The sequence below is a fragment of the Pseudanabaena sp. BC1403 genome (assembly GCF_002914585.1).
Classification (GTDB): Bacteria; Cyanobacteriota; Cyanobacteriia; order Pseudanabaenales; family Pseudanabaenaceae; genus Pseudanabaena.
In genome coordinates this window covers 80,961-93,181 of record NZ_PDDM01000006.1, presented here as the reverse complement: position 1 = coordinate 93,181, position 12,221 = coordinate 80,961, and the positions used below count along the sequence as shown (strand labels likewise).

Annotated in this window: 12 protein-coding genes; 10 read left to right on the top strand and 2 right to left on the bottom strand. The window is 41.5% G+C overall.

The window, feature by feature from the left end; genetic code table 11:
* The first annotated feature begins 151 nt into the window (after positions 1–151).
* The gene (locus tag CQ839_RS07665; RefSeq protein ID WP_103667690.1) at positions 152–775 is read left to right on the top strand and encodes a chromophore lyase CpcT/CpeT; all 624 of its coding nucleotides are present in this window, start codon (positions 152–154) and stop codon (positions 773–775) included.
* On the top strand, positions 744–1,109 hold the full coding sequence (locus CQ839_RS07660; RefSeq protein ID WP_103667689.1) for a CpeR family transcriptional regulator: 366 nt from the start codon (positions 744–746) through the stop codon (positions 1,107–1,109). The genes CQ839_RS07665 and CQ839_RS07660 overlap by 32 nt, the downstream gene beginning before the upstream one ends.
* 52 nt (positions 1,110–1,161) lie before the next feature.
* On the opposite strand, the gene gcvP is transcribed toward CQ839_RS07660, so the two are convergent.
* Entirely contained in the window at positions 1,162–4,170 is a 3,009-nt protein-coding gene (gene gcvP / locus CQ839_RS07655; RefSeq protein WP_103667688.1) for an aminomethyl-transferring glycine dehydrogenase, read from the bottom strand.
* A 145-nt stretch (positions 4,171–4,315) separates the two neighbouring features.
* Between gcvP and CQ839_RS07650 the strand changes: the two genes are divergently transcribed.
* The 8 genes from CQ839_RS07650 to CQ839_RS07615 all read left to right on the top strand — a co-directional run bounded on the left by CQ839_RS07650 (position 4,316) and on the right by CQ839_RS07615 (position 10,906).
* The gene (locus CQ839_RS07650) at positions 4,316–4,654 is read left to right on the top strand and encodes a hypothetical protein (RefSeq protein WP_103667687.1); all 339 of its coding nucleotides are present in this window, start codon (positions 4,316–4,318) and stop codon (positions 4,652–4,654) included.
* A 132-nt stretch (positions 4,655–4,786) separates the two neighbouring features.
* Positions 4,787–5,704: a carbohydrate ABC transporter permease gene (locus tag CQ839_RS07645; RefSeq protein ID WP_103667686.1), complete on the top strand. Its 918-nt coding sequence runs from the start codon at positions 4,787–4,789 to the stop codon at positions 5,702–5,704.
* Positions 5,705–5,730: 26 nt separating this feature from the next.
* Positions 5,731–6,207, top strand: a complete 477-nt coding sequence (locus CQ839_RS07640; protein ID WP_103667685.1) for a cupin domain-containing protein — start codon at positions 5,731–5,733, stop codon at positions 6,205–6,207.
* On the top strand, positions 6,200–7,048 hold the full coding sequence (gene blaOXA, locus CQ839_RS07635; RefSeq protein ID WP_103667684.1) for a class D beta-lactamase: 849 nt from the start codon (positions 6,200–6,202) through the stop codon (positions 7,046–7,048). Before CQ839_RS07640 ends, blaOXA begins: the two co-directional genes overlap by 8 nt.
* A gap of 63 nt (positions 7,049–7,111) precedes the next feature.
* Positions 7,112–7,960 carry a carbohydrate ABC transporter permease gene (locus tag CQ839_RS07630; RefSeq protein WP_103667683.1) on the top strand — a complete coding sequence of 283 codons (849 nt, stop codon included), beginning with the start codon at positions 7,112–7,114 and terminating at the stop codon, positions 7,958–7,960.
* Between the two features lie 321 nt (positions 7,961–8,281).
* A complete protein-coding gene (locus CQ839_RS07625) occupies positions 8,282–9,988 on the top strand; it encodes a DUF1565 domain-containing protein (RefSeq protein WP_103667682.1) in 1,707 nt (568 codons plus the stop codon).
* Positions 9,989–10,094: 106 nt separating this feature from the next.
* Positions 10,095–10,466, top strand: coding sequence for a single-stranded DNA-binding protein (locus CQ839_RS07620; protein ID WP_103667681.1), 372 nt, complete (start codon positions 10,095–10,097; stop codon positions 10,464–10,466).
* 140 nt (positions 10,467–10,606) lie between these two features.
* Positions 10,607–10,906 carry a DUF760 domain-containing protein gene (locus CQ839_RS07615; RefSeq protein ID WP_103667680.1) on the top strand — a complete coding sequence of 100 codons (300 nt, stop codon included), beginning with the start codon at positions 10,607–10,609 and terminating at the stop codon, positions 10,904–10,906.
* Between the two features lie 90 nt (positions 10,907–10,996).
* Here the strand turns inward: CQ839_RS07615 and crtR are convergent, their stop codons facing one another.
* Positions 10,997–11,881: a beta-carotene hydroxylase gene (gene crtR, locus CQ839_RS07610; RefSeq protein WP_103667679.1), complete on the bottom strand. Its 885-nt coding sequence runs from the start codon at positions 11,879–11,881 to the stop codon at positions 10,997–10,999.
* Positions 11,882–12,221: the final 340 nt, after the last annotated feature.

Genomic DNA, 12,221 nt, shown 5'->3' with positions numbered 1-12,221 from the left:
TCGATCCCCCCAGACCCTCTTTTTGGTAGAAGGGGGAGAATTTAATAGCTTCGCTCTCTACAAAGGGTGATTGAGGGGAATCTCATAGAGCTTTTAGCGCCAGAAAGTAATTCTTAAATAGTTTCTAAAATCAAAAGATTAATAAATATTTATGAATCTGATAGATAAATCTGAAGCGATCTCTAGTGATTTGCTTATCCTTGCGCAATGGATGGCAGGTGACTTTAGCAATTATCAGCAAGCATCGGCTAGCCCAAAAGATTACGCCCATATTCATATCTTTTTTCGTCCCTTACCATTTGAGTTCTTCTCAGGAATAGGTCTTTATTCCGAACAGGTATATGACTATGACCTCTGGACTCCCTATCGGCAAGGTGTGCATCGCCTAGTCGAGCGCGATGATCATATCTATATCGAAAACTTCAGCCTCAAAAATGCCATGTTTTATGCAGGCTCAGGGCGCAATTTAGATATTCTCAAAACTATCTCAACTGATGCAATTGAGCGACGCTATAACTGCTCAATGGTATTTAAACGAGATGGCGATCGCTTTATCGGCGGAGTTGAGGGGAATAGTTGCTTCATTGAGAAGAATGGCTGTCAAACCTATCTCGATAGCTATGTCGAAGTTACGGAAACAACTTGGTTAAGTCTTGATAAAGGCTTAGATATTAATACCCACAAGCAAGTTTGGGGTTCCACTACTGGTCCATTAAGATTTGAAAAAAGGGAGAGCTTTGCCAATGAAGTCCCAACTGTCTTACAAACTTCCTGAAATCCAATTAGAGTCAAATGAAGCCAAAATGCTGCCACCAGAAGCGCAAAAGAAAATGCAATGCTGGATTCGCAGCCGGCATTTAATTTGTTCGGGTAATTTCTTTGTGTTTGAAAGTGTTGACTATAGTGCTGTTGAGCGGTTTGGAGAGTGTGTTTCTGCTTTGGGTGGAACTGTAATATCTGTCGAGCCTGTCGGTAAGATTTGGATGGGCGATCACCGTCAAGTACTACTCTATCGTTCCAAAGCTAGTTTGCATACTCCTCATCACCAACTTAAGCAATATTGGATTAAGTATGGAAATTTTCGGACTAGATTTGATGATCAAGCCTAAACCAAAACAAGAATTGCGGCGCGAAGCACCGCAATTCTTGTTTTGGTTTAGGCTATTCGTAAGCTTCTATCGGTAAACAAGAACATACAAAATTGCGATCTCCAAATGCATTATCAATGCGTCCAACACTTGTCCAGAACTTATGATCCTTGAGCCAAGGCGCAGGATAAGCAGCTTGATTGCGTGTATAGGGATGGTTCCACAAATCAGCAAGAAGCGTCTCAGCAGTGTGAGGAGCATTTTTTAGCGGATTATCGAGTTTATCCATATCTCCAGCAGCGATCGCATTGACTTCTTCTTTGATAGAAATCATCGCATCACAGAAGCGATCGAGTTCCGCTTTCGATTCACTTTCCGTTGGCTCGATCATCATTGTTCCTGCAACTGGCCAAGACATCGTGGGAGCATGAAATCCATAATCCATAAGCCGCTTAGCAACATCATCCACCTCGATCCCTGCGATCGCTTTGCAATCATGTAAATCAATAATGCATTCATGGGCAACTAAGCCATTTTTGCCCGTGTAGAGAATTGGATAATGTGGTGCAAGCCGTTGAGCCATATAGTTAGCATTCAAGATCGCGACTTCAGTAGCAAGTTTTAAACCCTTCGCTCCCATCAGCGCAATATACACCCATGAAATTGTGAGAATACTAGCACTACCCCAAGGAGCTGCCGAAATTGTGGTTTGCTCTGGCTCTCCGTTAAAAGGATGTTTAGGCAGAAATGGAACTAGCTGAGGAGCAACACAAATTGGTCCCATCCCAGGTCCTCCACCGCCATGAGGAATACAGAAGGTCTTGTGCAAGTTTAAATGGCATACATCTGCACCAATATCCCCTGGGCGACAGAGACCAACTTGAGCATTCATATTTGCACCATCCATATACACCTGTCCACCGTAATAGTGAATGGTGTCGCAAATATCCTTAATTGCTTCTTCAAATACTCCGTGAGTAGAAGGATAGGTGACCATTAGCGCGGCAAGTTCATGCTGATACTTTTCGGCTTTAGACTTTAAGTCATCAATATCAATATTCCCTTCATTGTCACAGTTCACCGTGACGACTTTCATTCCAGCCATGACTGCACTAGCGGGATTTGTGCCATGTGCTGAAGTCGGAATCAAGCAAATATGACGATTAGTTTGACCGCGATGTTGGTGGTATTCGCGAATTGTTAACAAACCTGCATATTCACCTTGTGAGCCTGCATTGGGCTGGAGCGATACACCCGCAAAGCCTGTGATTTCAGCTAGCCAATTTTCTAGCTGTTTAAATAGAACTTGATAGCCTTGAGTTTGCTCTAAAGGCGCGAATGGATGGATATTACCAAATTCTGCCCAAGTAACTGGCAGCATTTCTGAAGTTGCGTTCAACTTCATCGTGCAGGAACCCAGAGGGATCATGGATGTAGTTAGCGATAAGTCTTTTGATTGCAGACGATAAATATAGCGAAGTAGTTCTGATTCGGAATGGTAGGAATTGAATACGGGATGGGTGAGGTAGGGAGAATTACGAATTAGGGAATTGGGAATTACGAATTGGGAATTACGAATTGGGAATTGATCCTCAGGAACTCGTAATTCGTAATTCGTAATTCCTAATTGATCTCCAGAAAATATAGCCATTAGATCTAGTAAATCTTGCTTAGAGACGGTTTCATCGAGGCTAATTGCGATCGCACCATCGGCGAAGTAACGCAAATTAATCTGTTTAGCAGCGGCTCTAGTTCTGATTTCATCGCTAGAGATTCCATTTAACTCAACCCGAATCGTATCGAAAAAGGCTTGATGGGAAACAGTATGACCTAACTTCTCTAGGGATTGGGCAAGGGTTGCAGTTAACAGATTGACACGCTTAGCAATTCGCTGTAAGCCTTCTGCACCGTGGTAAACCGCGTACATACTCGCCATGATTGCTAGCAATACTTGAGCAGTGCAAATGTTACTGGTTGCCTTGTCTCGGCGGATATGCTGCTCGCGAGTTTGTAGTGCCAAACGTAGAGCAGGACGACCATGCACATCTTTAGAAACTCCAATCATGCGTCCTGGCATTTGACGTTTGTAGGCTTCCTTGGTTGCCATGTAAGCAGCATGAGGTCCGCCATAGCCAAAGGGAACTCCAAATCTTTGAGCACTGCCGATCGCAATATCCGCACCAAGCTCAGCAGGAGCCTTAATCAATGTTAGTGCTAATAAATCCGCTGCCACGATCGCCAAACCGCCATGCGCGTGAATTTGAGTAATACATTTACTGTAATCATAGATCGCGCCATCGCTAGCGGGATATTGAAATAAAGCCCCAAAATATTGTTTATCAAATTCAAACTGATCGTGTTTAGCAATAACTACTTCTATTCCCAAAGGAATTGCACGGGTTTTAACCACTGCGATCGTCTGTGGATGACAATCGGCGGAAACAAAGAATTTACTACCCTTGTTCTTAGCTAGTCCTGCTGCCATTGTCATCGCCTCGGCGGCGGCAGTTCCTTCATCTAAGAGAGAAGCATTAGCAATTTCTAAACCCGTTAAATCGATAATCATGGTTTGGAAATTAAGCAGAGCTTCCAATCTTCCTTGAGCAATCTCGGCTTGATAAGGTGTGTACTGGGTATACCAACCAGGGTTTTCCAAAATATTACGCTGAATAATTGGCGGCGTAATGCAGTTGTAATAGCCAGTACCAATATAGGATCGCCATACTTGATTTTTGGAAGCGATCGCCTTCAGTTCTTGCAATAGTTCATATTCTCCTCTTGCTTCCCCTAGCTGCAATGGCTGCTTAATTCTGATAGCATCAGGCACAGTCTTGGCAATCATCTCATCGATAGAATCACAGCCAATCGCTGTAAGCATTTGCTGAATTTCTAAAGAACTTGCGCCAATGTGACGGCTAACAAAACTATCGGTTGGCGCGAAGTCATCATCGCTAAGAGTCTCGCCAATATAGTCTTGATTTGTTTTAGCTAAAGAAAGATCTGGAACCTTCAATGATGGTGTTTCGGTGGTTTCTGCAATGGTCGAGTCTTGAGTTATCACGGCTAGAGAAGGTTCCAACATAGGGGTTATTGGTTATTGTGTAGAGTTAAGCCCTATGCTATTACAAATTCATTACAGAGTGTTAAGCATAACCAAGATTAGTTATATCCATGCCCCAAAAGAGTATAGCTATAATCTAAATAATTAGGCTCACCAAGAGGCAGTTATGCAAAGCAAAAAAGTACCAAGCATTGCAGGGCACACTAAGCAATCTCAACAGTTTCAGAAATTTGATGAATCTGAGCTAATCCCGATCGCAACTCAAGTATCCTTTGATGCCCTGCTGAATGTGATAAAGACTTTGCCGATCGCACAAAAATGGCAAATTTATCAAGTACTTGGTGTAGAGCTTTATCCTCAACCTCCTCAAGCTAAGGTAATTGAGCAGAAAGCTGATGAAGAAAGCAAAGCTAAATTGCTTACAGTGGTTGAAGAAGATACTCAAACTGATGAAGAGGCATTGAATACATGGTTAACTGAGCGTGGCTATCAAAAAGCAGAATGATAAGGCGATAGGCAATCATTTTGGAATAAAATAAAGAACCAATTTTTTGTGGCGCGGCTTTGCCGCGCCACAAAAAATTGGTTCTTTATTAAATCGTAAAACCTTTACTGCTCATAACTTTTGAGATTTTCTATGCAGCCCAATGCCAAGCTCAATTTCAAAATCAAAAAGCAAAATTTTGGCAAGAAATTTTCTTGGACTCCATATCTATTTCTGTTGCCTGCGATCGCATTTCTTTGCTTGACTTCTTTTTTACCTGTATTCCAAGCAATATATTTAAGTTTTACCAATTATGATTTTGTTGGTAGTCCTGAATTTATTGGATGGAAGAATTATCTAAATCTCTGGAAAGATCAAACTTTTTGGAAGACATTAGGTAATACTTTAACCTATCTCGTTTTTGCCGTTCCTAGTCTCGTAATTTTGCCGCTTGCTTTAGCGATATTAGTGAATCAAAAATTACGTAGTATTAAATTTTTTCGAGCTGTTTATTATTTCCCTGTCATTGTTTCGGTTGTGGTTGCAGGAATTGCTTGGAAATGGGTCTACGCAGAGAATGGGCTCTTAAATTATTTTCTATCCATCATCTCTTGGCAATCCGTCAAAATCCCTTGGTTAACTGATCCTAAAACTGCCATCTTTGCAATCATTGCGGTCGTAATTTGGCGTGGCGTTGGTTACTATATGGTGATTTATCTGGCAGGTTTACAGGCGATTCCCGCAGATTTATATGAGGCGGCGGCAATTGACGGTTCTGATGGTTGGCAAAAGCATTGGGATATCACAATTCCGTTAATGCGTCCTTATATTATTCTCGTAGCTGTAATTTCTTCGATTGGGGCAATGAAGGTCTTTGAAGAGGTTTATATCATGTCTCAGGGTGGCCCCGCCAATAGTACAAAAACCGTAGTTTATTATTTGTATGATAAAGGTTTTACAAGTTTAGAAATGGGATATGCTTCTGCGATCGGAGTATTTTTGTTTCTAATTATTTTTATTATTTCGATTCTAACTTTCAAATTTATTAATCCAGCACAAACAATTTCTTAGAAGAACAGACCAACAATTTCAAATCTATGGATACCAACAACACTTCCCCCCATTTACTAACTGCAAATGATATTAAAAATTTGCCTGAAACTGCAAATATTCATTTCCTCAATTCCAATGTTATTAGAAATACAAAGTTTCTCAGTGACACTTTGGGTATGAAAAACTTGGGTGTTCATTTAGTAAGAGTTGAGTCTGGCAAAGAAACAACTGAGTTTCATTTTCATGAGTATGAAGAGGAATTTATTTACATTATCTCTGGTCGCGGAATTGCCGAAATTGGCGATCACGAAATTGAAGTTGGCACAGGTGATTTTATGGGATTTACTGCCCCGTCCCTGCCGCACGGAATGCGAAATCCCTTTGAAGAAGATTTGGTATATTTGATGGGTGGAGAACGTTTAGACTTTGATGTGTCTAAATATCCAAGACAGCAAAAAAGTAATTTCCGTATTCATCAGAAACGTCAAATTGTAGATTGGGGAAATATTGCTGATGCTTAAAACTTTTGCATTCATGTTAGGGCTTTCTTTAGCGATCGCCCCATCAGTTTTGGCTCAAGACTCTCGAAACACTTCGCCCAAAACTAATCTTATATTTCAATCACAATTCTCTAGAAATCTTGGGAAGAACTTCCAAGAAGCAAAATCTGAGGGTTGTTTTATTTTATATGATTTAAAACGAGATCGCTATATTCGCTACAACTCAAACCACTGTCAAAAACGCTTTATTCCTGCCTCCACATTTAAGATTTTTAACTCACTGGTTGCCCTAGAAACTAAAGCGATCGCTGATGAAAATACCGTAATTCCTTGGGATGGTGTTAGTAATCAGTCCTTTCTAGCTTGGAATCAAGACCAAACCATGCGAACTGCATTTACGAGATCGGTAGTCTGGTTTTATCAAGACTTAGCGCGGCGTATTGGCAAGGAAAGAATGACCAAGTATATTCAAGCTGCTGGTTATGGCAATCAAGATATAGAAGATAAAATTGATACTTTTTGGTTGAAAGGTAAGCTAAGAATTTCACCTGAGGAGCAGATTAAGTTTTTAGTCAAACTTTATAAAGAAGATTTACCCTTCTCTTCTGCGGTGATCAAAACGGTTAAAGACATCATGATCATTGAGCGTCAAGATAATTACACACTTAGAGGGAAGACTGGCTGGGGTACTAATGTTGATGGATTACAAAATATTGGTTGGTACGTTGGCTATGTTGAAAAAGGTGACAATGTCTATTTCTATGCTTTGAATATGACAAATCAAGATCCAAAGTTTGACATGATTCCTATTCGCAAAAAGATTTTGTTTGATACTTTGAAAGATTTACAACTCGTTGACTAGAGAAGAGCCGCGCAAAGCGCGGCTCTTCTCTAGAAATACTATGAAATCACATTGCCCTTAATCATGAATAAGAAAAATCCAAAATCATCATTCAATCTCCTTAAAAATATTCCGCAATTTATGCTTTTAATTGCGATCGCAACTTTAACGGTGTTTCCTCTACTCTGGCTGATCAGTACTGCTTTTAAATCGCCTAACGAAAATATTTTCCAATCTGTACCACAGCTATTACCTGCCCAACCTACCTTTGATAACTTTATCAAGGTCTGGAAAAATTCCCGTTTCGATCTTTATCTCTGGAATAGCTTTTTTGTCTCTAGTATCACCGTCATTTTAAATTTGCTATTTTGCTCTCTCGCCGCCTTTCCTCTTGCCAGACTAGAGTTTAAAGGACGTGATCCGATTTTTTGGGCGATCGTCGGTACAACGATGATTCCGTTTCAAATCACGATGATTCCCTTGTATATCTTGGCAGTTCAGCTAAATCTCAAGAACACATACGCTGGCTTGATTTTTCCCTATGTAATTTCTGCTTTTGGCATATTTCTACTTCGTCAAGCCTTTCAAAGCGTCCCTAAGGAGATGGAAGAGGCGGCACGAATGGATGGCTGCTCTAGCTTAGGGATTTGGTGGCACATTATGTTGCCTGCGGCACGTCCTGCCCTCACAACTCTTGCTGTATTTACCTTTGTGGCGATGTGGGGTGATTTTTTATGGCCATTAGCGATCGTTGATAAAGCTGAGCTTTACACATTACCGCGCGGGATTGCCAGTCTTGCTAGCGCTTTTTCTGAGGATTGGCGTTTAATCGCCGCAGGCTCAGCAATTTCGATGCTTCCAGTATTTATCGTGTTTGTATTTTTGCAACGCTACATCATTCCTACCGAAGCTAGTATCGGAGTCAAAGGATAAAGACGACGCTTTGCGTCGTCTTTATCCTTTGACTCAACAATTCTCATTATGAAGCCGATTTTGGTTTTGCCAGTGCCAAAGGCGCTGGCAAAACCAAAATCGGCTTTTTGAAAACACGCCTACGGCGTGCTTTCAAAAAGCCGATTTTTATAATGAGAATTACTGCCTTTGACTTGTTGCTCTTGCCATAGTTTTGAACTTAGGGTAGTTTATGATTCTTAAGACTTGGGTTTTAAATTTAATCTAGATTTAATATTTCTAGTCACTCTGCCAACTATCCTGTTCAGCAACTTCAGCAAATTTAAGGGAAGCAATTCGTACATGAAAATGAGCATCTGTAAGACATTTCAAGGCTTTATTTTTCAAAACCTTATTTATTTGCTTCCGATCGCAATCTTTTCTCCCAGCATAGCGATCGCCACCCCAGCGATCGCGCAATCACAAACAACTCAAAGCTCATTAACGACCCAGCAAAATATTATCTATGTAAATCCTCAAACAGGTAGCGATCGCGCTGATCAAGGTAGCAACACCAACCCTTTTAAGACAATCACCTACGCCATTAGCCGCGCTCAGGCTGGACAGATTATTCAGCTCGCCTATGGAACCTACAGCAGCGCTACGGGTGAGCAGTTTCCCTTACGATTGCGATCGGATGTAACTTTGCGAGGCAATGAAGCTAATAAAGGCAAAGATATCGTCATTTTGGGCGGCGGAACCTTGCGGACAGGATCAGGATTTCCTCAAAATGTGGCGATCTCTGTTGGCGATCGCGCCGAACTGCGAGGCGTGACTGTGACCAATCCTAATCCCAGAGGCTATGGACTATGGATTGAGAACGCTAGTCCTGCGATCGCTAATAATACTTTTCTGGATAATAAGCAAGATGGCGGCTTAATCACAGGCAAATCAACTGCGATCATTTCGACAAATCAATTTTTTCGGAATGGCACAAGTGGCTTAGCGATCGAGGGTGAGGCTAGTCCAGATATTCGTGGCAATCTCTTTCAGCAAACTACTTTTGGCATGAGTATTCGCCAAGAGGCAGCGCCGCAAATTACGGAAAATACTTTTACGCAAAATCAAAATGGAATCTTAATTCAAGCTAATGCTAAACCAGTTTTGCGTGGCAATGCGATCGTCAATAATCGCAATTACGGCTTAACTATTTCTGATATGGCGATGCCAGATTTGGGCAAACCTAATGATGAGGGCAACAATACTTTTCAGGGAAATGGCACATTTGATTTGCAGAATGTCAGCCGTAATGCTGTTGCTGTGAATGGCAATCAATTGGATAGTAAAAGAGTGAAGGGAAATTTACAATTGTCGGGTGTGCGGCCGCCATCTAATCTATTTGCTAATAATCCTTCGGCAAATGCGGCAACTACAAAAGCTGTGGCTGTAAGTAAGGCTTCGCCAATCAATACGCCAATCAATACGCCGAAAAGCGATCGCTTTGCCAATATCAATCAACAACTAGAACAACAGATTGCCAGCAGTCAGCCCATGAATCTTTCGCCTAATCTTGATACTCCACCAGCATTGGTTAGAACGAACTCTTCAAATCAAAGCAATAGTCTTAATCCAAACAATCAATTAAACCAAGGAAATCAAGCAAATAATCCTTTCTGGTATGAGCCTGTTACTTCTGTGATCATCAGAATTACGCCCAAGAGCTTTAGCTCCCCGATCCCCGCTAATTCTGAAATTAGTACTAGTTTGCCGCCTGTGCGATCGCGTCCACCCAGCGGTGAACCTGTCAATCAACCGATCCAAATCGCTCCTCTCGCTAATACCAGTTTTAAGCCCCCAAACTCACCACGCTATCGTGTGGTTGTGCCTGTATCCTCGGCAAATGCCGTTGCCCAAGTACGGCAGCTTGTGCCAAATTCCTTTGCGTCTAGACTTAATGGTTATTTAGTGGTGCAGATTGGAGCCTATAGCGATCGCCGTATCGCTGAAGTCCAAGTTTCTCGCCTCGCGCAACAAGGTTTATCCGCAAGAATTGAGTCTATCAATCCTTAGCAAAACCCAAAAAGGAGATACGTCACGAAGTGACGTATCTCCTTTTTGGGTTTTGCTAAAAAACAGATAAAATACAGATGTCTAAATCTTTTTTGATAATAGTCCTATGACCTTAAACAAAGTTCACCTAGTTGGACGCGCAGGACGTGATCCTGAAGTTAAATACTTTGAGTCTGGCAAAGTGGTTTGCAACTTCACGATCGCTGTTAATCGAAATACCAGCAATCGCGATGATCCACCCGATTGGTTTGACTTAGAAATGTGGGACAAAACTGCCGAAGTTGCCAAAAACTTTGTCAGAAAAGGAAGCTTAATTGGCATATCAGGATCGCTTAAATTTGATCGTTGGAATGATCGAACTACTGGTGATGAGCGCCAAAAACCAGTAATTCGAGTGGATCGGCTAGATCTACTTGGCTCTCGCAAAGACAATGAAGCAGCTAGCAGTAGTAGCGGCAGCTATGACGACGATTTTTAAGTACGAGAGCTTTGATAACCAAGGCTCTTGTACTTCTCTATTCGGTTGAAATACGGTTTTCCTACTCAAAACTTAGCGATTGCATCAGTAAGAATATATGTAGATATTCTTAGCGAATCCAAGATTCGAGGAACCTACATATGTTTAACCTAGGCGAACTTAACTCCAGCAGCAGCAACCTTTTACTCGATTATCTCAAAAATCAATCGCCTGAAACCTTAGCCACAGTTGCTCAGTCCGTCACCCCTGAAGCGCAACAAATTATCAACCAAAATATTCAAAACTTGCTGGGCATATTGCCACCACAGCATTTCAACGTCAGCATCACCACTGATCGCGAAAATTTAGCTGGACTAATAGGCTCAGCGATGATGACAGGTTATTTCATTCGGCAAATGGAAACGAGAATGCAGCTAGATCATTCATTAGAAACACTATAGCTATTGCCCCTAAAAAGTAAAGGCGGCTAAGCGCCGCCTTTACTTTTTAGGGTTTCTAAATAAAAAAGGGAGCGCTTAGCGCTCCCTTTTTTATTTGTGTTTATGACCGTGAAAACGAATACCTAAGAAAACATCGTATATAAAACCAGCTAGATCAGGCATCTTGAAAATTCCTAATGTCTGAGGTGAGCCATTAGCATCGAGCAAAGGTTTCATTTGATAATAGGTCTTTTCGTAATAATACCAAGGCACATTTGGCCAAAGATGATGAACTAAGTGATAGTTCTGACCTAATAGCAAGATATTTAAAAATCGTCCTGGGTAAACTCTGGCATTCTTCCAGCGCGATCGCTCAACAAAAGGACGATGGGGCAAATAGTCAAAGAATAAGCCTAACAAAAGTCCCATAACGGCTGCTGGCACAAACCAGAAGTTCATCATGTATCCAAGAAACCCGTAATGATAGCCCACAAACAATGTGACTACTACAATCAACCTGCTAATTGCCCATTCTAAAAGCTCGTATTTTCTCCATAGCCGACGCTGGAAAAAGAAAACTTCGTGATAGAAAAAGCGAGCTGCTATCAACCACAATGGGCCACCTGTGGAAACGAAGTGGTCTGGGTCATCTTCTTCATCATTCACATGGGCGTGGTGCTGCATGTGGACGCGAGTAAATACGGGAAACACAAATCCTTGCAAGATTGCGGCAATATGCCCGATCGCAGCATTAACGATGCGATTGGGGTGAGCAACATTATGGCAAGCATCATGAATTACTGTCCCTAATACATAGAGAGCCGAAAAATTACAAACAAATACGAGCCAGTGCGCCCAGCCCCATACCCAATACCCTGTTGTCGATGCAGTTCCTAAAATGATCGAACCCAGTAGCAGTAGTATCGTCGGATTAAATCCCTGTGCTGCACCCATCACACCGATTGGAACAGTTAGGGGTTTGCCCTGCTGCTGCATTGTTTCACTCCTTACTCAAATTTCCTATCTTTAATCATGTATGCATTTTGAGTTTGTCAACTGACAAACTCAAATATATTGCAAAAATATATTTGTTTGTTGCGTTTTATTACATTTTTTATTATCCCCTATGCTACCGATAACAGAGCAAGATTGCAACTGTGATTTTGAGGCAATATTTCCCATTCGTTATTTTTGTTAGCGATCGCTCTTTCTCAAACTCAGGACTTATACCAAGACACAAAATGGCTACGCCATTTTGTGTCTTTACAACCTTACTGGGTTTGTTTTTTTAATATGACAAAAGTGTGAAAGCACTTTTGTCAACGGGGTGCTTAGA